15 protein-coding genes are annotated in these 20,935 nt (G+C 69.5%); 10 read left to right on the top strand and 5 right to left on the bottom strand.

The window, feature by feature from the left end; all coding sequences use genetic code 11:
- The first annotated feature begins 190 nt into the window (after positions 1-190).
- The 4 genes from Q5425_RS00415 to Q5425_RS00400 are packed head-to-tail and all read left to right on the top strand — an operon-like array spanning position 191 to position 4,506.
- Positions 191-1,513: an ABC transporter substrate-binding protein gene (locus tag Q5425_RS00415; RefSeq protein ID WP_308670003.1), complete on the top strand. Its 1,323-nt coding sequence runs from the start codon at positions 191-193 to the stop codon at positions 1,511-1,513.
- Positions 1,510-2,481, top strand: coding sequence for a sugar ABC transporter permease (locus Q5425_RS00410; protein WP_308670002.1), 972 nt, complete (start codon positions 1,510-1,512; stop codon positions 2,479-2,481). Before Q5425_RS00415 ends, Q5425_RS00410 begins: the two co-directional genes overlap by 4 nt.
- Entirely contained in the window at positions 2,481-3,320 is an 840-nt protein-coding gene (locus Q5425_RS00405; protein WP_308670001.1) for a carbohydrate ABC transporter permease, read from the top strand. Before Q5425_RS00410 ends, Q5425_RS00405 begins: the two co-directional genes overlap by 1 nt.
- A gap of 4 nt (positions 3,321-3,324) precedes the next feature.
- Complete coding sequence (locus tag Q5425_RS00400) at positions 3,325-4,506, top strand: sn-glycerol-3-phosphate ABC transporter ATP-binding protein UgpC (RefSeq protein WP_308670000.1); 1,182 nt, start codon at positions 3,325-3,327, stop codon at positions 4,504-4,506.
- 77 nt (positions 4,507-4,583) lie between these two features.
- Here Q5425_RS00400 and Q5425_RS00395 read toward each other — a convergent pair whose 3' ends face one another.
- The 4 genes from Q5425_RS00395 to Q5425_RS00380 form a co-directional block, all read right to left on the bottom strand.
- Positions 4,584-6,089 carry a bifunctional 3-(3-hydroxy-phenyl)propionate/3-hydroxycinnamic acid hydroxylase gene (locus Q5425_RS00395; RefSeq protein ID WP_308669999.1) on the bottom strand — a complete coding sequence of 502 codons (1,506 nt, stop codon included), beginning with the start codon at positions 6,087-6,089 and terminating at the stop codon, positions 4,584-4,586.
- Positions 6,090-6,096: 7 nt separating this feature from the next.
- The gene (locus Q5425_RS00390) at positions 6,097-7,293 is read right to left on the bottom strand and encodes a phthiocerol/phthiodiolone dimycocerosyl transferase family protein (protein WP_308669998.1); all 1,197 of its coding nucleotides are present in this window, start codon (positions 7,291-7,293) and stop codon (positions 6,097-6,099) included.
- Positions 7,290-8,036 (bottom strand): alpha/beta fold hydrolase, encoded by a 747-nt coding sequence (locus tag Q5425_RS00385; protein WP_308670279.1) that lies wholly within the window; start codon positions 8,034-8,036, stop codon positions 7,290-7,292. Before Q5425_RS00385 ends, Q5425_RS00390 begins: the two co-directional genes overlap by 4 nt.
- Before the next feature lie 121 nt (positions 8,037-8,157).
- Positions 8,158-9,432 carry a cytochrome P450 gene (locus Q5425_RS00380; protein ID WP_308669997.1) on the bottom strand — a complete coding sequence of 425 codons (1,275 nt, stop codon included), beginning with the start codon at positions 9,430-9,432 and terminating at the stop codon, positions 8,158-8,160.
- Positions 9,433-9,689: 257 nt separating this feature from the next.
- On the opposite strand from Q5425_RS00380, the gene Q5425_RS00375 reads away from it, so the two are divergent.
- From Q5425_RS00375 to Q5425_RS00365, 3 genes are read left to right on the top strand one after another with little or no spacing between them, the layout of a single operon-like run.
- The gene (locus Q5425_RS00375; RefSeq protein WP_308669996.1) at positions 9,690-10,508 is read left to right on the top strand and encodes a 27-O-demethylrifamycin SV methyltransferase; all 819 of its coding nucleotides are present in this window, start codon (positions 9,690-9,692) and stop codon (positions 10,506-10,508) included.
- A 14-nt stretch (positions 10,509-10,522) separates the two neighbouring features.
- Positions 10,523-11,215, top strand: coding sequence for a thiamine pyrophosphate-dependent enzyme (locus Q5425_RS00370; RefSeq protein ID WP_308669995.1), 693 nt, complete (start codon positions 10,523-10,525; stop codon positions 11,213-11,215).
- Positions 11,212-12,123 carry a transketolase gene (locus Q5425_RS00365; protein WP_308669994.1) on the top strand — a complete coding sequence of 304 codons (912 nt, stop codon included), beginning with the start codon at positions 11,212-11,214 and terminating at the stop codon, positions 12,121-12,123. Before Q5425_RS00370 ends, Q5425_RS00365 begins: the two co-directional genes overlap by 4 nt.
- 264 nt (positions 12,124-12,387) lie before the next feature.
- On the opposite strand, the gene Q5425_RS00360 is transcribed toward Q5425_RS00365, so the two are convergent.
- Positions 12,388-13,650: a cytochrome P450 gene (locus Q5425_RS00360; RefSeq protein WP_308669993.1), complete on the bottom strand. Its 1,263-nt coding sequence runs from the start codon at positions 13,648-13,650 to the stop codon at positions 12,388-12,390.
- Between the two features lie 188 nt (positions 13,651-13,838).
- On the opposite strand from Q5425_RS00360, the gene Q5425_RS00355 reads away from it, so the two are divergent.
- The 3 genes from Q5425_RS00355 (at position 13,839) to Q5425_RS00345 (ending at position 20,875) form a co-directional block, all read left to right on the top strand.
- On the top strand, positions 13,839-14,294 hold the full coding sequence (locus Q5425_RS00355) for a type II 3-dehydroquinate dehydratase (RefSeq protein WP_308669992.1): 456 nt from the start codon (positions 13,839-13,841) through the stop codon (positions 14,292-14,294).
- A gap of 582 nt (positions 14,295-14,876) precedes the next feature.
- Positions 14,877-16,130, top strand: coding sequence for a helix-turn-helix transcriptional regulator (locus tag Q5425_RS00350; RefSeq protein ID WP_308669991.1), 1,254 nt, complete (start codon positions 14,877-14,879; stop codon positions 16,128-16,130).
- 1,241 nt (positions 16,131-17,371) lie between these two features.
- The gene (locus Q5425_RS00345; protein ID WP_308669990.1) at positions 17,372-20,875 is read left to right on the top strand and encodes a DNA-directed RNA polymerase subunit beta; all 3,504 of its coding nucleotides are present in this window, start codon (positions 17,372-17,374) and stop codon (positions 20,873-20,875) included.
- The last annotated feature ends 60 nt before the right edge of the window (positions 20,876-20,935 follow it).

Below are 20,935 nucleotides of genomic sequence, written 5' to 3'. Positions count from 1 at the left end.
TCGTTACCGATACTGCTTGCGGGGTGTGATCGCCCGGCATAAGTTGGCCGACACCAGTCGGGCGGCCTCGCCCCACCAGCGCGGCGGCCCGAGCACTAGCACGTCGGGGTGCTGGCGCGGTTTCGCCTCATCGCGTCGCGGTGCCACCGGGTACCGCGGTAACCGGCGTGCACGCGGGTGAGGAGGCCTTATGGGGAAGAGGATCGGCGCGGGCAAACGGGGACGTTCGCCCGGCCGCACCGCCGTCCTGCTGGGGGCAGGGGCATTGGTGACCGGCATGCTGGCCGGTTGCGGTTCGGGCGGCGGACTGAAGATCAACGTCTACTACGCGCCCGAGGACAGCTTCCAGAAAGTCGTCGACAACTGCAACAAGGCGGCGGGCGGGCGCTACGAAATCGTCTACAACAAGCTGCAGCGCGGCTCCGACGACCAGCGGCTCCAGATGGCGCGGCGGCTGGCGGCGGGAGACACCGCGATGGACGTCCTGGGGCTCGACGTCACCTGGGTTTCGGAGTTCGCCGAAGCCGGGTGGATCGACGAATGGAAAGACCAGAACAAGGCCGCGGCCTCCGCCGGAGTCCTGCAGGGCCCGCTGGAAACCGCGACCTACAACGGGAAGCTCTACGCGGCACCGAAGAACACGAACGTCCAGCTGCTCTGGTACGACGACCGGATCACGCCCACGCCCCCGAAGACGTGGGACGAGCTGATCACCGAAGCCAAGGACCTCAAGCAGCAGAACAAGCCGTACAGCGTCGTCTTCACCGGCGCGCAGTACGAAGGCCTGGTCGTCTTCTACAACACGCTGGTCGAGTCGATGGGCGGGCACATCCTGTCCGACGACGGCAAGTCCGTGGTGATGGACGACGGCGCCGTCAAGGCATTGGCCCTGCTGAAGCAGATCGCTTCGTCGGGGATCACCGACCCGTCGCTGACCAACTCGAAGGAGGACGACGTCCGGCAGACGTTCCAGCGCGGTGACGCCGCGTTCGAACTGAACTGGCCGTTCGTCTACGCCTCCTACGCGAAGGACAAGCCGCAGGACGTCTCGCACATGAAGTGGGCGGTCTACCCCGAGGCGAAGCCGGGCACGCCGGCCAAGACCACGATCGGCGGCTACGACCTCGCGGTCAGCTCGTTGTCGGCGCACAAGCCCGAGGCGTACGAGGCGGCACTGTGCCTGCGGAGCGCGGAGAACCAGAAGTTCTCGGCGATCAACGACGGCGTGCCGCCGACCATCGAGTCGGTGTACCACAACGACTCGCCGCTCGACCCGGCGAAGCCGGCGGGTGACGACAACCCGAACATGGCGATCAAGTACCCGATGCGCGACGCCATCCTGGACGCGCTGAAGGACGCCGCCGTGCGGCCGCTGACCCCGGCGTACCAGAACATGTCGACGGTGATGTCGAAGATCCTCTCGCCACCGGCCGAAATCGATCCGCAGGCGACCGCGGCCAAGCTGCGCGAGCAGCTCGGCGACGCGCTCCAGTCGAAGGGAGTGATCCCGTGACCGTCCAGGACTCGACCCCGGCCGACACCACCGGGGCCACCGTCGCCGGGGAGGCGACACCGCGCAAGAAGGCCAAACCCGTTCTCTCCGAAGGCAAGAAGGCGGAAAGACGGCTCGGGCTCTGGCTGTGCGCGCCGGCGTTCATCGTGATGATCGCCGTCACCGGCTACCCGATCCTCTACTCGATCTGGCTGTCGCTGCAGCGGTACGACCTGCGGTTCCCGGCGCAGCAGGAGTTCGTCGGCTTCGACAATTACGCGGCCGTGCTGTCCAATTCGTACTGGTGGACGGCGTTCGGCACCACGATGTTCCTCACCGTGGTGTCGGTGGCGATCGAGTTCGTCCTCGGCATGGCGCTGGCGCTGGTGATGCACCGGACGCTGGTCGGGCGCGGCCTGGTCCGCACCGTCGCGCTGATCCCGTACGGCATCGTCACGGTCGTGGCGGCGTTCTCGTGGTACTACGCGTGGACGCCGAAGACCGGGTACCTGGCGAACATGCTCACCGCCGACGCGGCGCCGCTGACCGAACAGTGGCCGTCGCTGTTCATCATCATCGGCGCGGAGGTGTGGAAGACCACGCCGTTCATGGCGCTGCTGCTGATGGCGGGGCTGGCGCTGGTGCCGGACGACCTGCTCAAGGCCGCGGCGATGGACGGCGCGAGCGCGTGGCAGCGGTTCACGAAGGTGATGCTGCCGGTGATGAAGCCGGCGATCCTGGTGGCCCTGCTGTTCCGCACGCTCGACGCGTTCCGGATCTTCGACAACATCTACGTGCTCACCAGCGGCGCGCAGGACACCGGGTCGGTGTCCATGCAGACCTACAACAACCTGGTCAAGGGCCTCAACCTGGGGATCGGCTCGACGATGGCCGTGCTGATCTTCATCACGGTGGCGATCATCGCGTTCCTCTTCATCAAGGTGTTCGGCACGGCCGCACCGGGTTCGGACAACGGGGGTAAGCGCTGATGGTGATGGGAACCGTCACGACGGGCCGCAAAGTCAGGTGGGGCCTGGTCGACATCCTCGTGCTCGTGTTCGCGCTGGTGCCGGTGCTCTGGGTGGTGTCGCTGTCGTTCAAGACCAAGGACACGCTGACCGACGGGAACTTCATCCCGGTCTCGTGGACGTGGCAGAACTACGCGGACATCTTCCAGACGTCGGAATTCCTGCTGGCGCTGGTGAACTCGATCGGCATCGCGATCATCTCGACGGTGATCGCGGTGGTGCTGGGCACGATGGCCGCGTACGCGATCGCGCGGCTGGACTTCCCCGGCAAGCAGCTGCTCGTCGGGCTGTCGCTGCTGATCGCGATGTTCCCGCAGGTGTCGCTGGTGACGCCGCTGTTCAACATCGAGCGGAACCTGGCGCTGTTCGACACGTGGCCGGGGCTGATCCTGCCCTACATCACGTTCGCGCTGCCGCTGTCGATCTACACGCTGTCGGCGTTCTTCCGGGAAATCCCGTGGGAGCTGGAAAAGGCGGCGAAGATGGACGGCGCGACGCCGGCCCAGGCGTTCCGCAGGGTGATCGCGCCGCTGGCCGCGCCGGGCGTGTTCACCACGGCGATCCTGGTGTTCATCTTCTGCTGGAACGACTTCCTGTTCGCCATCTCGCTGACGTCGACCACGGCGTCGCGCACGGTGCCGGCGGCGCTGTCGTTCTTCACCGGGTCCTCGCAGTTCGAGGACCCGACGGGGCAGGTGTGCGCGGCCGCGGTCGTGATCACCGTCCCGATCATTGTGTTCGTGTTGTTCTTCCAGCGTCGCATCGTGGCGGGGCTGACCTCCGGTGCGGTGAAGGGGTAGCGCTATGGCAGAGATCGTGCTCGACAAGGTGTCGAAGAAGTACCCCGACGGCGCCCTCGCCGTGTCCGAAGTGGACATCACCATCGGCGACGGCGAGTTCATCATCCTGGTCGGCCCGTCCGGCTGCGGGAAGTCGACGACGCTGAACATGGTGGCGGGCCTGGAGGACATCTCCTCCGGCGAACTGCGGATCGACGGGCAGCGCGTCAACGAGAAGGCCCCGAAGGACCGGGACATCGCGATGGTGTTCCAGTCCTACGCGCTCTACCCGCACATGAGCGTCCGGGAGAACATGGCCTTCCCGCTGCGGCTGGCCAAGGTCGACGACAAGACGGTGCGGGCGAAGGTCGAGGAAGCGGCGAAGATCCTCGACCTGACCGCGCACCTGGACCGCAAGCCGGCCAACCTCTCCGGTGGCCAGCGCCAGCGCGTCGCGATGGGCCGGGCGATCGTCCGGAGCCCGAAGGCGTTCCTGATGGACGAGCCGCTGTCCAACCTGGACGCCAAGCTGCGCGGCCAGATGCGGACGTCGGTGTCGAAGATCCAGAAGCAGCTCGGCACGACGACGCTGTACGTGACGCACGACCAGACCGAGGCCATGACCCTGGGCGACCGGGTCGTGGTGCTGCGCGGCGGGTACGTGCAGCAGATCGGGGCGCCGCAGTTCCTCTACGACAACCCGGCGAACCTGTTCGTGGCCGGGTTCATCGGCTCGCCGTCGATGAACTTCGTCCCGGCGACGCTGGAGAACAACGAGCTGCACAGCGCGCTGGGCACGACGCCGCTGACCGACCGCGTCCGGCAGCTGGTGGAGCGGGCGAACGCGCCCCGCGACGTCATCGTCGGCATCCGGCCGGAGCACTTCGAGGACGCGGCGGTGGTGGAAGCCGGCCAGAAGACCGGCGGCGCCACCTTCACCGCGCACATCGACGTGCTCGAGTCGATGGGCTCGGAGAAGTTCGCCCACTTCACGGTGGAGGGCGAGGCCGCCACCGCCGCCGAGCTGGCCGAGCTCGCCGCGGACAGCGGGTCCGCGGACGTGCCGGGCGCGGAGTCCCAGATCGTGGCGCGGTTGTCGGCGGAGTCGTCGGCGGCGGAAAACGCCGACCTCGAGGTCTGGTACGACGCCGACAAGGTCAAGCTGTTCGACCCGTCGAACGGCAAGAACCTGACCTACGAGGACTAGGTCTGCCGCAGCGGTCGTGAGTGGTAAGGCGGGTTAGAACCCGCCTTACCACTCACGACCGTTTGGTGACCGGGGGTTCAGGCGGTGGAGACCGGGGTGCGCAGGCGGTCGCGCAGGTCGTCCGCGAGGGCGTCGAGGCCGCCCGGGCCGGCGGTGCCGAAGACGTGGTAGTCCGGGCGGACCAGCAGCGAAGCCGCCCCGTACCGCGCCAGGAACGGCCGGTAGACGTTGTCGACGTCCACGTCGTCGTCCAGCCGGACGACGTGCGTCCCGAGCTCGGCGAGGAACTCCGAGCGGGCTTCTTCGGTGGTCAGCAGGACGAAACCCCGGCCGACGACGTCGTCGAACAGCCCGGTGGTGCCGGCCACGCGCACGCGTCCCTGCGGCACGACCACGCCCGCTCCCGGGCTTTCGTGGAGCAGCCCCGTCGTCAGCGGTTTCGCCGGTTCGGGCCGGCCCGCCGGCTTGCCGCGCCGGTTGGCGAGCACGGTGGCGTCCCGCTCGGCGGCGGCCGCCGGGTCCGTCACGCAGATCACCCGGCCCAGCTGGACCGACGCGAGGATCGCTTCCTTCGCCTGCGCCCGGCGTTCTTCGCCGTAACTGTCCAAAAGAGACTCCGGGGCCAAGCCGCGGAGCGTGAGGTCCAGCTTCCACGCCAGGTTGGTGACGTCGCGGATGCCGGAGCACATGCCCTGGCCGGCGAAGGGCGGCATGAGGTGCGCCGCGTCGCCGGCGAGCAGGACGTGCCCCACCCGCCACCGGTCGGCCCACCGGGCCTGGAAGATGTAGGTGGTGCTGCGCAGCAGGGTGGCGGTTTCCGGGGTGACGCCGAACGGCGCCATCAGCCGCCACGCCGTCTCGTCCTTGTTCAGCTCGGCGGCGTTCTCGCCCGGCAGCCGCATGAACTCCCAGCGACGGCGCCCGGGGCCGCTGCCCACGAGCGTCGTGGGCCGGGCGGGGTCGCAGATCTGCACGTTCGTCGGCACGAATTCGCGCGGCTCGTTCAGCTGGACGTCGCAGAGCAGCCATTCGTAGGAGAAGCCGAGGTCGGTCACCGGCACGTCGAGGTGCTCGCGCACGAAGCTGTTGGCGCCGTCGCAGCCCACGACCCACCGCGCCGAGATGGTCCGCGAAACGTCGTCTTCGTCGGTCGCGGTCACCTGGACGTGCTCGTCGCCGTCCTCGATGGCCACGACCTCGTGCCCGCGCAGCACGGTGATCCCGGGCAGTTCCCGCACCCGGGCCGCGATGAGCTCCTCCAGCGCCGGCTGGTGCATGGTGTTCGCGTCCGGCCAGCCGTACGGGCCCTGCGTGGTGAAGGCGATGTCCAGCAGCGGCTGCCCGTCGGCGGTCTGCCACTGGTAGCCGTTGGCGGGCGCGGTGATCCGCCCGAGGTCCGGGCCGACGCCGGTGGCGGCCAGCAGCCGGGCGGTCTCGCCGTCGAAGCTCGTCGCCCGCGGCAGCTTGTACGGCCGGGGCCGGCGTTCGAGCACGGTCACCCGCCGGCCGCGCTGGGCCAGCAGCACCGACAGGGTGGCGCCGATGGGGCCGTTGCCGACGATGACGACGTCTGCGTCCGTCAAGAGAACCTCACAGCTCACGAGTCAGGCGGGTCAGCCGTTCGCCCACGCTGCCGATGCGGTCCGGCAGCGACGGATCGCCTTCGGGCCAGCCAAGGTCGATGCCGACCCGGCCGCCGAAGCTGCTCATCACGTAGCCGCCGAGCGCGATGGTCTCCCGCATCCGGGACGCCGAGTGCAGGTTGGTCAGCCGCAGGCCGTCCGGGGTGCGCATCGGCGGGGCCACGCCCCAGTTCATGATGCTGACCACGGCGAGCGCGAGCTTCGGGTCCCACGGCTTCGCGGCCGCGGGCCTCGAGAACATGTCGAGGATGCTGCGCTGCACCGAGCCGTCGGCCAGGCCGGCGCGCAGCTGTTCGCCGATCGCCCGGCCGATCGCGACGGCGTCGGGCGCGATCCCGTCCGTCACCTTGAACCCCACGCCGCCGAGCACGTTCGTGCCCTCGGTCGCCTCGACCGGCGGCGTCAGCCGGCCGCGCAGGTTCACCGAGTACCGGTAGATCAGGTCGGTCAGCGGCATGTCGCGGATCTCGGCCTCGGCGAGCAGGACCGCGCCCGACACCAGGCCGTTGATCGTCACCTTCTCGCGGTGCCCGAGTTCCGCCAGCGCCGTCGTCTCGGCCTCGGTCAGCCGGAGCTGGACGACGTGGCGGACGACCGGATCCGGCCGTTCGGCCGGTGCCGGTGGCGCCGTCGCCGGGCCGCTCGCGTGAATGCCGCGCTCGGCCAGCAGGTCTTCCAGCGATCGCGGGTACGGGTGCCGGCCCAGGTCGAGCGGCACCCCCTCGACGACGTCGGTGTAGCAGGACCACAGCGCCGAGAGGATCGCCATGGCGTGGTGGGCGTCGGCGACGCTGTGCTGGATCGCCAGACAGACGGCGGCTTCGTCGCCGTCGCGGACGACGTTGAGCGCGCTCAACGACCGGCTCTGGTCGAGGTCCAGCCCGGCCAGGGGCCGGGAAGGATCGCCGTCGGCGAACCGAATTCCCGGCGTCGCATCGGACTCGGTGAGCACGGCGCCTTCGCCGGTGAACTCGACCCGGGCCGAGAGCTGGGGGTAGGCCCGGCAGACCGCCTCGAACGCCGTGGCCAGCGCGTCCGGGGCGAGCCGGCCCTCGGCACGCACGGTGTACCCGATGTAGGCCTCTTTGGCGGCGTGGATGCTCTCGCTGGGCGCCAGCGCCCGCCGGACCGCGGCTCGCGTCACGAGTTCCCTCCCGTGGCCAGCGCGGCGCCGGCCAGTTTCTCCGTCATGGCCGCGATCATCGGGGCGGCCTGCTCGGCCAGGAAGAAGTGGCCGCCGGGCAGCACCCGCAGGTCGGACGGCCCGGTGGTGTGCTCGGCCCAGGCGCGGGCCTCCTCGACCGACACGCGCGGATCGCGGTCGCCGGTGAACACCGTGACCGGGCAGTCCAGCTGCCGTCCGGGTTCGTGCCGGTAGGTCTCGACCGCGCGGTAGTCGCTGCGGATGGCGGGCAGGATCATCGCCAGCAGTTCGGGGTCGGCGAGCATGGCCGCGTCGGAACCGCCGAGCTTGCGCAGTTCGGAGACGAGCCGCTCGTCCGACACGCCGTGCACGTCGTCGTCGCGGTAGCGCGACGGCGCCCGCCGCCCGGACGCGAACAGGTGCACGGGGGCCGGCAGCCCGGCTTCGGGCATCCGCAACGCCATTTCGTAGCCGATGATCGCGCCCATGCTGTGCCCGAACAGGGCCAGCGGCCGGTCGTCAAAGGGGCGCAGCACCTCCACGAGCCGGTTCGCCAGCCCGCGGATGCTGTCGACGGGCGGCTCGTGGCGCCGGTCCTGACGGCCCGGGTACTGGACCGCCAAGACCTCCACCGCGGGCGCGAGGGCCTTGGCCAGCGGGAAGAAGAAGCTGGCCGAGCCGCCGGCGTGCGGCAGGCACACCAGGCGGGCGCGCGCGTCCGGCGCCCTTTCGAAACGGCGCAACCACTTCTCGGCATCCGCCATCGTTCCGGGGGTCCGGGTGGCGGAGCCCCCGGCTCGGGGCGAAGCCCCGGATGACACAGGTCGGTGCACGTGCGGACTGCCTTTCGAGAGGGCCCTGCGCTCAGGCGAGCTTCAGGGGGAGCGTCTTGGTCCGGGTGAACGCCGGCCGCAGAATCCACGGGATCTCCTCGCGCGGCACGGCGAGGGCGAGATCCGGGAACCGGGTGAACAGCCCGTGCAGCGCCACCTCGGCCTCCTGGTAGGCGAGGTGCTGGCCCAGGCAGCGGTGGATGCCCTTGCCGAAGGACAGGTGCATCTCGTTGGCCACGGACAGCCGGTCGACGATCAGCTTGTCCGGCTCGTCGAACTTGCGCGGGTCGGTGTTGGCGGCCAGCAGCAGCGGCGCGACCGGCGTCCCCCGCGGGATCGTGACGCCGCCCAGTTCGACGTCCTCCGACGGAAACCGCGCCTGCGTGAACTGGAGCGGGCCCAGGCGCTGCAGCTCGCGCACAGCCTGCGTCCACAGCGCCGGCTCGGCCTTCAGCCGCGCGAGCTGCTCCGGCTGCTCGAGCAGGAAGAGCACCGAGTTCCCGATCAGGTACGTCGTCGTCTGGTGGCCGGCCGTGACGAGGCTGAACAGGATGCCGACGATTTCGTCGTCGGACACCCGGCTCGGGTCCTCCGCCTGGGCTTGCACCAGGGCGGTGACCAGGTCGTCCTTCGGCTCGACGCGCCGCCGGGCCATGAGCTCGCGGGAAAGGGCGATGCACTCGCGCAGGGCGGGCGGGATCTTCGGCCCGTCCATCGTCGCCATCGCGTTGCCCCAGGCGTGCCAGGCCGCGCGGTCGGGCTCGTCGATGCCGACCAGTTCGCAGATGACCGTGACCGGCAGCGGGAAGCAGAACTCCTCGACGATGTCGACCGGCGACCCGTCCGCGCCCAGCTCCGCCATCCGGTCGAGCAGGTCTTCGGTGATCTTCTCGACGCGGGGCCGCAGCGCGTTGACGCGGCGCGCGGTCAGCGCGTAGGAGACCAGCTTGCGCAGCCGCGTGTGGTCCTCGCCGTCGGCGGTGTTGAGCTTGTTGGCCATCCACGGGATCAGGTCCTCGGGGAAGTCCATCGCCTTGAAGACGCCGTCGCGGATGTCCGCCAGCGGCGAGTCCGACGGCGGGTTGGTGAGGAACCGCGGGTCGGTGAGGACCGTGAGCACGTCTTCGTAGCGGGTGGCCAGCCACATGTCGGGGCCGCCCATCATGGTGCCGATGTTCAGCGTCCCGGTGCCCGGTGAAGGCTCTTCGCGCAGCCGCGCATACCAGCCGAACGGGTCGGCGACCACTTCCGGTGAGAACAGGTCGACCGGCTTGGCCGAAGGCTTGGCGGTGGCGGTCATGGCCATCCCTTCCTGGTGCCGACGCGGGCAGTCCGCTCGCGTGAAGCGGGCCCGGCTTCGGACGGTAGGGAAGGGGCGCCCGGCCGGGCATCCCCCAACCTGGCAGTGCTCGCCTTCACGTCCTTTGTGGACGGTTGCGGCCGGCCCGGCGCTATCAGAACGAGGGATGCCCGGCCGGGCGGGCCTGACCTAGTCTCCGAAAGACCTTGCAGGCCAGGCGTTGATCGACACGCGGTCACGCGAAACGATGCTTAGGGGTACTGGTGACGAAGCCGACTCCGAACGAGATTGGTAAGGGCTACGACGCTTTCGCGGACCTGCTCGACCAGCTCTGGGGTGAAAACCTGCACCACGGGTACTGGGACGACCCGTCCGTGACGCTCGAAGAGGCCACCACGCGGCTGACCGACCGGCTGGCCGGGATGCTGCCGCTGCGGGCGGGCGATCGATTGCTCGACATCGGCTGCGGAAACGGCGAGCCGGCGATCCGGATGGCCACCGCGAACGACGTCATGGTCACCGGCATCTCGATCAGCGAGAAGCAGGTGGAGCGCGCGAACGACCGCGCGTACAAGGCCGACGTCGACGACCGGGTGGTCTTCGAGTACGCCGACGCGATGGAACTGCCGTACCCGGACGAGTCGTTCGACGTCGTCTGGGCGCTGGAGTCCCTGCACCACATGCCGGACCGCTGGCACGTGATCCGGCAGGCGGCCCGCGTGCTGCGGCCGGGTGGCCGCCTGGCGCTCGGCGACTTCCTGCTCAGCCCCAGCCCCGCCGGGCTGGAGGCCGACGCCGAGCGCGTCCGCGAAGTCGGCAAGGGCGTGGTGGCGGTGGTCTCGCTCGAGGAGTATCAGGCCCAGCTGCGCGAGGCCGGGCTGGAGCCCGAGAACGCGGAGGACGTCAGCCGGTACACCCAGCCGTCGTGGACCAAGGCGGCGGAGCGGTTCGAGGCCCTGCGGGAGCAGGCGCTGCAGCACATCGAGGCCGCGCAGTTCGACGTCACGCTCGGCCGGTTCCGCGCGTTCAGCGAGGAACCGTCGCTGGGGTACGTCCTCCTGACCGCGCGCAAGCCCGAGTGAGGAAACCCGAAACCATGCAGATGACCGAAGAGAACCTCCGCGGCCTGTTCGGCCGGATGACGGGGGACGAGAAGCACGGCTGGGCCGCGGCTTCGACGCTGCACGCGATCTGGGTGCTCTACGAACGCGTGCTCAACGTGTCGCCGTCGAACATCGACGACCCCGACCGGGACCGGTTCTACCTGTCCAAGGGTCACGGCCCGATGGCCTACTACGCGGTGCTCGCCGCGAAGGGCTTCATGGAGCCGGAGACGCTGGACACGTGGCGGCAGTGGGGTTCGCCGCTGGGCATGCACCCGGACCGCAACCTGGCGCCCGGCGTGGAGATCAGCAGCGGCTCGCTTGGCCACGGGCTCCCGCTCGGCGTGGGCACCGCGCTCGGGCTGCGCGCCCAGGGCCGGGACGCCCGCGTGTTCGTCCTGATGGGCGACGGCGAGTTCGACGAGGGCAGCAACCACGAGACGATGGCGATCGCCGGACGGCTCGGGCTCGACCGCCTCACCGCGATCGTCATCGACAACAAGACGGCGAGCCTCGGCTGGCCGGGCGGCATCGCCGGGCGCTTCGAAATGGAGGGCTGGGACGCGACCACGGTCGACGGCCGCGACCACGACGCGCTGGAGAAGGCGCTGACCGGGGAGACCGACGGGCGGCCGCGGGCCGTCATCGCGGAGATCCTCCCGCTCGAGGAAGGGAGCACCCGATGACCGCCCAGGTGACCAGGAAGCAGATGCGGACCGTCTTCGCCGAGACGGTGGTCGAGTCGCTGGCCACGGATCCGCGGGTGGTCATGCTGACCGCCGACATCTCGTCGTGGTTCTTCTGGGACGTGAAGAAGGAGTTCCCGGAGCGCGTGCACAACTTCGGCATCCGCGAGCAGGCGATGATCGACATCGCCGGCGGCTTCGCGCTGGCCGGCCAGCGGCCGGTGGTGCACACCTACGCGCCGTTCCTGATCGAGCGCCCGTTCGAGCAGATCAAGATCGGCCTCGGCCACCAGGACGTCGGCGCGGTGCTGGTCAGCGTGGGCGCGTCCTACGACGACCCGTCGTGGGGCCGGACGCACCAGGCCCCGGGTGACGTGGCGCTGCTGGACACGCTGCCGGGCTGGACGGTGCACGTCCCGGGCCACGAGGACGAGGTGGCCCCGCTGCTGAGCCAGGCGATCGCGGGCGACAACCGGGTCTACGTCCGGCTGTCCGAGCGCGCCAACAGCGAGCCGGTGCCGGTGTCCGACAAGTTCACCGTGCTGCGCCAGGGCACCGCCGGCGTGGTGATCGCGGTCGGTCCGGTCCTGGACCAGGTGCTGGCGGCCACGGCCACGGCGGACGTGACGGTGCTGTACGCCTCGACGATCCGCCCGTTCGACCACGCTGGCCTGCGCGCCGCGGTGAGTGCCGCGCGGCCGAACGTCGTGCTGGTGGAGCCGTACCTGCGGGGTACCTCGGCGTTCGAGGTGACCGAGGCACTGGCCGACGTACCGCACCGCTTGCGGTCGTTCGGAACGTGGCGCGACCGCGAGGCCCGGGTGTACGGGACGGCGGAGGAACACGACCGCCTGTTCGGGGTGGACGCCGAGACGCTGGCGGACTCGATCGCCCGCTTCGTCGGCTGACCCCGGGCAGAACCCACCGGCTCCACGCTGCACCGTTTGCCCCCAGGCGGTGTGCGTGGAGCCGGTTTTTGTCGTGCCCGTGATGCACCCGATGTGGCGTTCGGTGCGTCCAACGCACCCAATGTGGCGTTCGGTGCGTTCAACGCACCCAACGCCACATTGGGGCGCTTGGCGCCGCCGCTCCCGAGGCCGCACCCTCCGGACACGCGAAAGGCCCGGACCGTCTCGGGACAGTCCGGGCCTCCTGCGTCTGGCGAAATACCTCTAGGGGGCGTCCCAGGCCACCGGCAGCGAGTGCACCCCGTAGGTCAGCATGTCGTTGCGCAGGGGCACCTCCTCCGGCGGTACGGCGAGCCGGAGGCCGGGCAGGCGGCGCAGCAGCTCCGCGTAGCCCGCCTGCATCTCCATCCGGGCCAGCTGCTGGCCGAGGCACTGGTGCACGCCGTGGCCGAAGGCCAGGTGGGGACCGCGGGGGCGGGTCAGGTCCAGGTCGGGGTCGGGCCATTGCCGCTCGTCGCGGTTGGTGGCCACCACGGAGACCACCACCGTCGAGCCGGCCGGGATGTGCTCGCCGCCGAACTCCAGATCTTCTTTGGCGAACCGGAAGATCCCCGGGTTCACGACCGACAGGTAGCGCAGCATCTCCTCGACGGCGTCGGCGATGCGGTCCGGGTTGTCGCGCAGGATGGCGAGCTGCTCCGGGCGCTGCAGCAGCACGAAGATGCCCAGCCCCAGCATGCTCGCGGTGGTGTCGTAGCCGGCGATGAGCAGCAGGTTGGCGATGTTGATCAGCTCGTCGTCGGTGAGCGCCGGATCGGCGTCGGCGTGGTGGATCAGGCCGGAGATGATGTCGCCTGCCGGGTGCTTTCGCTTGTCCGTGACCAGCTCCTGCATGAACGCGCGCAGGGCGTCGGCGTTCTTCACCGCCTCCGCGACCGGTGCGTTCATCTGCAGCAGGGCCGACGCGCGTTGCTGGAACTCCGCCCGGTCCTCGTAGCGCACCCCGAGCAGCTCGCAGATCATCAGCGAGGGCGCGGGAAACGCGAACTCGGTCATCAGGTCGGCGGTGGTCCCGCCGGCCAGCATGGCGTCCACCCGCCCGGCGACGATCTTGTCGATCCGGGCGCCGAGCTCGCGGATCCGGCGGACGGTGAACTGCCCGGTGAGCAGCTTGCGGTACCGCGTGTGCTCCGGCGGGTCCATGTTGATGAACGAGCCGGCGCGCGCCTTGTCGTCGCGCAGGCGCTCCCGGAACTCGGGCGACAGCTCCTTGAACCGGGGGTGGTACTGGAACCGGTCGGAGGAGAACCGCGGGTCCGACAGCACCGCGCGCGCCTCCTCGTACCCGGACACGAGCCAGAACGGGTCGCCGGCGGCCAGCGTCGCCCGGGCGACGGGGCCCCGCTGCGCCACGGCCACCAGTGCGGGCGGCACGTGGAAGGGGTCTTCGCGCCGGACGAACTCCGGGGGGAGCGGCGAGCGCAGCGATTCGTTGCTGGGTGCGTTCTCGGTCACGTTGGTCGTCACTGCGGAGGAACTCCATTCCCGAGTCGCCGGATAAGCCTCAGCGCGGAGCCTAGGTTCCGCGCGGCCGGGCAGGCATCCCTCGGTCTGATAGGTCTGGCGGGCGCAACTATCAACGTTGGGGTGGTGCGCCGCGGACGGCGTCGACAGCATGAGGTGGTCCGGCCCCCCTGCTGATTGAGGTGTTCCCCGTGCCCGACGTCCTTCTCCTGAACGGTCCCAACCTGGGTGTGCTGGGCCGGCGCGAGCCGGAGATCTACGGCACCGACACGCTCGCCGACATCGAGAAGGCGGTCGCCGATGAGGTGCGTCCCCGCGGGTGGGAGGTCGTGTCGATCCAGCGCGACGGCGAAGGTGAGCTGGTCGGCGCGATCCACGAGCACCGAGACAGCACGGTCGGCGCCATCGTCAACCCCGGCGCGCTGATGATCGCCGGCTGGAGCCTGCGCGACGCGCTCGCCAGCTACGAACCGCCGTGGATCGAGGTGCACCTCAGCAACGTGTGGGCGCGCGAGCAGTTCCGGCACGAGTCGGTCATCGCCCCGCTGGCGAGCGGGCTGGTGATCGGCCTCGGCGCCTTCGGTTACCGCCTGGCCGCGCGGGCGTTGCTGCACTTGTCCGCCGAAGCGCCGAACGGGCTGGGCTGAATGCGCGACCGTTCTCCTTTGCGGCCGGCGGGATCGGCAGCGGCGGTTTCCGGGTAATCACCGGTGGACCTGCTGGTCTGCGAAATTTTCCGGCCGCCGTTACCGTGAACATCCACCGACCGTATGGTTTGTTGACTACTAACCGTTTGCCCCGCTAGGCCAGCCGGATGATTCGAACCTGGGCGTAGCATCGAATTCCCTTGTCAGACAAGGTTATCGCCGCGTTTTGCGCACTTTGCCGGGTGTGATCGGCATCACATGACCGATGACGAAGGGTGGGGTCGGAGCTACTGTGGGGGAGCAAGCTGTGAATCTTTCACATGTCAACCTGGGGAGGTTGTGGTGGCGCGCTCCTTTCGCGCCTGCTGGGGTGTCGCCACGCGTTGACCGATTATTCCGCGCTCCGCGCGAACACTTATTTAACGCGGCGCGCACTACCTTAGGGAAAAGTCCCCTGCGGGGATGCGCCGTTCACGTCCAGTGTTGGAGAAATCCGCTGGGTTTCGGCGCGCCGAGAAATCGATTCCGCTTCGTCTATGCCTGGGGGATAGTCGATCGATGTTGGACGTACCAAACTTGCAAATGCCCCAGAATCCGTTCGCCGGATTCGGTGACGATTTGATGCAGCGGTCGTGCGATACCGCTGGTTTTCTCCGCCGCTCCGCCTCGTCGTGGTTCAACGGGCGGCTCGACGCGGGGTTGCACTGCGCCAGGGCGGCGGCCGCGAGTAACCGGCAGCAGCCCGACGAACTCGGCCAGCTGGCCCAATTCTGGTACGTCGGGCTGCTCATCAAGGCCCGGGACCTCGATGCGGGCCGCCGGGTGCTCGACGCGGTCGAAGCGGGCCGGGGCGGGGCAGCCTCCGACCGCATGACCGCCGTGAAGCACAACGTGCGGGGCAGCCTGCTGTTCGCCATGGGCAGCGTCGACGACGCGATGGACGAAATCAGCACGGGGCTCCGCATCGCCGAGCGGTGTGGTGACCGGAGCCTCCGGCCGCCCAGTTACGTCGTGCTGGCCCTCGGTGCGCTGCGCCGGGCGGATATGCGGGCGTGCCGCCATTTCGTCGACAAACTGTCGGACGAGGCGCTGCTGGGGTATTTCGGGCAGGCCCCGGGAGCGTGGGTGGCCGCGCAGGCGGTGGAGGCCCGCAGCGGGGTGGACAGCGCGGCGAGCCTCATCGCCGGCATCGTCACGAACCCGGTGGTCCTGCGCCAGCTGCTGGTTTCGGAACCGGCAGCGGCCTCCTGGCTGGTCCGCGCCTGCGTCAAACTGGGCGCGCACGACCTGGCGAAGGTTTCGGCGGAGGAGTCGGCGGCCATGGCGGCCGAGCAGCCGGAGTTCAGCGTGATCCGCGGATCGGCCCTGCACGCGGCGGGCCTGCTGGAGCAGGACGCCGCCAAGCTGCACGAGGCGGCCGACATCCACCCCGACCGGTGGTGCGCGGCCTCGGCGCGCGAGGACCTGGCGAGCCTGCTGGCCGTCCGGTGCTCCGAGCGCGACCGGACGATCCGCATCCTCGAGTCGGTCTTGGACACGTACGCGGCGGTGGGCGCCACGCGCGACTCCGCCCGGGTGGTGAACAAGCTCCGCGAGTACGGCGTCCGCCGCGGCACGACCCGGACGGTCGAGTGCGAAGGCACCGTGCCGCACGGGCTGACGAACACGGAGTTCGCGGTCGCGGAGCTGGTGAGTCAAGGTCACACCAACAACGAGGTGGGCAGGCAGCTGTTCATCTCCCGGCACACGGTGGCGTTCCACCTGAAGAAGGTGTTCCAGAAGATGAACATCACCTCCCGGGTCGAGCTGGCGGCGGCGTGGAAGGTGTTCTCGTAGGACGGTGCAGTGCGTGGGACCGGTGATCGCCGGGCGGTTGGGTGCCGTGGCCGATCGATGACGGGTCTCGTGTGACGAAGCGGGCACGAAGCGTGGTCCCGCCGCAGTGGAGGGCGGCGCGGCACGACGGGCCCGGACCGCCGTGGCGTCGTTGGGTGGCGCCCCGGTGTTGGACGTGCCCGGCTGGGTGACTGGCGGGTGAGCGGAGTTGCCGGGCGGGGGTGCCGTCCGCCTCGCTGCTTCCGCCGCGCTGTGCCGTGGCGGCCGGGTGCCTCGCGGGACGCCGGGGAGCGAGCGGGTGCGGTTACTGCCGCCGGCCTCCTGCTGGCTGGCGGCCGGGTGCCTCGCCGGGATGCGGCAAGCGAGCGCGTGCGGCTACTGCCGCCGGCCTCCTGCCGGCTGGCGGCCGGGTGCCTCGCCGGGATGCGGCAAGCGAGCGCGTGCGGTTACTGCTGCCGGTCTCGTGCCGGCTGGCGGCCGGGTGCGTCGCGGGATGTGGCGAGCGAGCGGGTGCGGCTACTGCCGCCGGCCTCCTGCTGGCCGGCGGCCGGGTGCCTCGCGGGATGCAGTGAGCGAGCGCGTGCGGCCACCGCCGCCGGCTTCGTGCCACCCTGGTGCCGCGGCGGCGGTGTCTCCCAGTGCGGCCCCCATCGGCGCTCTCGTGCCGCCTGGCGCGGCTCCGCCAGGCCGGCCACCATCCTCACCGCCAGGCCCGTCCCCGGCTCCGTAAGCGCTCTCCGACCCACCCCCCAACGACCCCGGTTCCGGAAAAAACCACCCGCCCGCCGTGGCCCTCGCCATACCCCACCGCGGCCGAGAAACCCCAGGTAGAACCCCTGAGAGTGGCGTTACCGGCTGGTAGCTGGAATGATATCCGGCCGCTCACGCTCCGCTGAACCTCTTCCACGCTGCGCCAACCGGCGGGACCCCCGTGTGGCATCTTGACTGGAAGCGCCGGTGGGGTCACGCTTACTCCCGACGGCGAAACCGGGGCCCTTGCGGGAGGGACCCACCGGGTCGCCTGGAGGCATACCTGAAGACGTTGCGAGGCAGGCTGGGCCCCATCGGGAGCGCCCCCTGGACAAGCCGCGACGTTCGGGCTAGACTGTCTCTTTGCGCTGCCCTCTTTCAGGCTGCCCGGAGCCGGTAGTTAGGATAGTGGGCACACGGCACCCTTGACAGTCGCTCATAGCTGTTGCTATGGCGGCCGTCACCGCTCATTGTCCCCGGAAGGACGCATCTTGGCAGTCTCTCCCGCGAACCAGGCCACTGCTGCGACCACCTCGGCTGAATCTCGCTCGGAGGCCACGGGAATCCCCGGCGCGCCCAAGCGGGTTTCCTTCGCAAAGATTCGCGAACCCCTGAACACCCCCAACCTGCTCGACGTCCAGATCCAGTCGTTCCAGTGGTTCACCGGGGACGAAGCGTGGTTCCAGCGCCGTGTCGAGGAAGGTGAAGAGAACCCGGTCGGCGGCCTCGAAGAGGTCCTCAACGAGATCTCCCCGATCGAAGACTTCTCCGGTTCGATGTCCCTGTCCTTCTCCGCTCCGCGCTTCGACGAGGTCAAGGCCTCGATCGAGGAGTGCAAGGACAAGGACATGACGTACGCGGCCCCGCTGTTCGTCACGGCGGAGTTCGTCAACAACAACACGGGCGAGATCAAGAGCCAGACGGTCTTCCTGGGCGACTTCCCGGTGATGACCGACAAGGGCACCTTCGTCATCAACGGCACCGAGCGTGTCGTGGTGTCCCAGCTGGTCCGCTCGCCGGGCGTCTACTACTCCAAGGACATCGACAAGACCAGCGACAAGGACGTCTTCAGCGTCCGGGTCATCCCGAGCCGGGGTGCCTGGCTGGAGTTCGACGTCGACAAGCGCGACACCGTCGGCGTCCGCATCGACCGCAAGCGCCGCCAGCCCGTCACCGTGCTGCTGAAGGCGCTCGGCTGGACCACCGAGGCGATCCGCGAGCGCTTCTCCTTCTCGGAGACGCTGCTCGCCACCCTCGAGAAGGACCACACCGCCGGCACCGACGAGGCGCTGCTCGACATCTACCGCAAGCTCCGCCCGGGCGAACCGCCCACGAAGGAGAGCGCGCAGACCCTGCTGGAGAACCTGTTCTTCAAGGCGAAGCGCTACGACCTGGCGAAGGTCGGCCGGTACAAGGTCAACAAGAAGCTCGGCCTGTCGACGCCGGTCCCGAACGGGACGCTGACCGAAGAGGACATCGTCACGATCATCGAGTACCTGGTCCGGCTGCACGCCGGCGAGGACAAGATGACCGCGGCGAACGGCACCGAGATCCCGGTCGAGACCGACGACATCGACCACTTCGGCAACCGTCGCATCCGCACCGTCGGCGAGCTGATCCAGAACCAGATCCGGGTCGGCCTGTCCCGCACCGAGCGCGTCGTCCGCGAGCGCATGACCACGCAGGACGTCGAGGCGATCACCCCGCAGACCCTGATCAACATCCGCCCGATCGGCGCGGCGATCAAGGAGTTCTTCGGCACCTCGCAGCTGTCGCAGTTCATGCAGCAGACGAACCCGATCGACGGCCTGACCCACAAGCGCCGCCTCAACGCGCTGGGCCCGGGTGGTCTGTCGCGTGAGCGCGCCGGCATGGAGGTCCGCGACGTCCACCCGTCGCACTACGGCCGGATGTGCCCGATCGAGACGCCGGAAGGCCCGAACATCGGCCTGATCGGCTCGCTGTGCTCGTACGCGCGGGTCAACCCGTTCGGCTTCATCGAGACGCCGTACCGCAAGGTCGTCGAGGGCCGGGTCACCGACCAGGTCGACTACCTGACCGCGGACGAGGAAGACCGGTTCGTCAAGGCCCAGGCCAACGCGCCGATCTCCGACGACGGCACCTTCGTCGAGGACCGTGTCCTGGTCCGCCGGAAGGGCGGCGAGGTCGAGCTGATCGACCCGCTCGACGTCGACTACATGGACGTCTCGCCGCGGCAGATGGTCTCGATCGCGACGGCGATGATCCCGTTCCTCGAGCACGACGACGCGAACCGCGCGCTGATGGGCGCGAACATGCAGCGTCAGGCCGTGCCGCTGCTGCGCAGCCAGGCGCCGTACGTCGGCACCGGTGTGGAGCTGCGGGCCGCGATCGACTCCGGCGACATGCTGGTGGCCGAGCAGTCGGGCGTGGTGGAGGAGCTCTCCGCCGACCTGATCACGGTCATGCACGACGACGGGACGCGGAAGAGCTACAGCCTCTACAAGTTCCGCCGCTCGAACCACGGCACGTGCTTCAACCACCGCCCGATCGTCAACGAGGGCGACCGGATCGAAGCCGGCCAGGTCATCGCCGACGGCCCGTCCACCGAAAACGGTGAGGTGGCGCTCGGCAAGAACCTGCTGGTCGCGGTCATGCCGTGGGAGGGCCACAACTACGAGGACGCGATCATCCTCTCGGAGCGCCTGGTGCAGGACGACGTGCTGACGTCGATCCACATCGAGGAGCACGAGATCGACGCCCGCGACACGAAGCTGGGCGCCGAGGAGATCACCCGGGACATCCCGAACGTCTCCGAGGAGGTGCTGGCCGACCTCGACGAGCGCGGCATCATCCGGATCGGTGCCGAGGTCCGCGACGGCGACATCCTGGTCGGCAAGGTCACGCCGAAGGGCGAGACCGAGCTGACCCCGGAGGAGCGCCTGCTCCGCGCGATCTTCGGCGAGAAGGCCCGCGAGGTCCGCGACACCTCCCTGAAGGTGCCGCACGGCGAGACCGGCAAGGTCATCGGCATCCGCGTGTTCTCGCGCGAGGACGACGACGAGCTGCCCCCGGGCGTCAACGAGCTGGTCCGCGTCTACGTGGCCCAGAAGCGCAAGATCCAGCCGGGCGACAAGCTCGCCGGCCGGCACGGGAACAAGGGTGTCATCGGCAAGATCCTGCCGGTCGAGGACATGCCGTTCATGGAGGACGGCACGCCCGTCGACATCATCCTGAACACCCACGGTGTGCCGCGACGGATGAACATCGGCCAGATCCTCGAGCTGCACCTGGGCTGGCTGGCGTCGCAGGGCTGGACGATCGAGGGCGACCCGGACTGGGCGAAGAACCTTTCGCCCGAGCTCCGCGACGTCGCGCCGGGCACGAACACCGCCACCCCGGTGTTCGACGGCGCGAAGGAGGAGGAGCTCACCGGGCTGCTCAGCGCGACCAAGCCGAACCGCGACGGCGAGCGGATGGTCAAGGAGAACGGCAAGGCCAACCTGTTCGACGGCCGCTCCGGCGAGCCGTACCCGTACCCGGTCGCGGTCGGCTACATGTACATCCTGAAGCTGCACCACCTGGTCGACGACAAGATCCACGCCCGCTCCACCGGTCCGTACTCGATGATCACGCAGCAGCCGCTGGGTGGTAAGGCGCAGTTCGGTGGCCAGCGCTTCGGTGAGATGGAGTGCTGGGCGATGCAGGCGTACGGCGCCGCCTACACGCTGCAGGAGCTGCTGACGATCAAGTCGGACGACGTGGTCGGCCGCGTCAAGGTGTACGAGGCCATCGTCAAGGGCGAGAACATCCCCGAGCCGGGCATCCCGGAGTCGTTCAAGGTGCTCCTCAAGGAGCTTCAGTCGCTGTGCCTCAACGTCGAGGTGCTTTCGAGCGACGGCTCCTCGATCGAGATGCGCGACTCCGACGACGAGGACCTCGAGCGCGCCGCGGCCAACCTCGGCATCAACCTGTCCCGCAACGAGTCGCCCTCGGTGGACGACGTCGTGCACTGATCGCGAGCTGAGCCGGGACCTGCCTCCCGTGGGTCCCGGCTCGCCCGCCAACCCCCTCTA

It is taken from the genome of Amycolatopsis sp. A133 (assembly GCF_031082405.1).
In the GTDB taxonomy this organism is placed as follows: domain Bacteria; phylum Actinomycetota; class Actinomycetes; order Mycobacteriales; family Pseudonocardiaceae; genus Amycolatopsis.
This window is presented reverse-complemented; position numbering and strand designations above follow the sequence as displayed.

Coding starts and splice junctions, on each gene's coding strand:
- Q5425_RS00415 (WP_308670003.1), top strand. CDS start 191: ATGGGGAAGAGGATCGGCGCGGGCAAACGGGGACGTTCGCCCGGCCGC.
- Q5425_RS00405 (WP_308670001.1), top strand. CDS start 2,481: ATGGTGATGGGAACCGTCACGACGGGCCGCAAAGTCAGGTGGGGCCTG.
- Q5425_RS00400 (WP_308670000.1), top strand. CDS start 3,325: ATGGCAGAGATCGTGCTCGACAAGGTGTCGAAGAAGTACCCCGACGGC.
- Q5425_RS00380 (WP_308669997.1), bottom strand. CDS start 9,432: ATGGCCATGACCGCCACCGCCAAGCCTTCGGCCAAGCCGGTCGACCTG.
- Q5425_RS00370 (WP_308669995.1), top strand. CDS start 10,523: ATGCAGATGACCGAAGAGAACCTCCGCGGCCTGTTCGGCCGGATGACG.
- Q5425_RS00365 (WP_308669994.1), top strand. CDS start 11,212: ATGACCGCCCAGGTGACCAGGAAGCAGATGCGGACCGTCTTCGCCGAG.
- Q5425_RS00350 (WP_308669991.1), top strand. CDS start 14,877: ATGCCCCAGAATCCGTTCGCCGGATTCGGTGACGATTTGATGCAGCGG.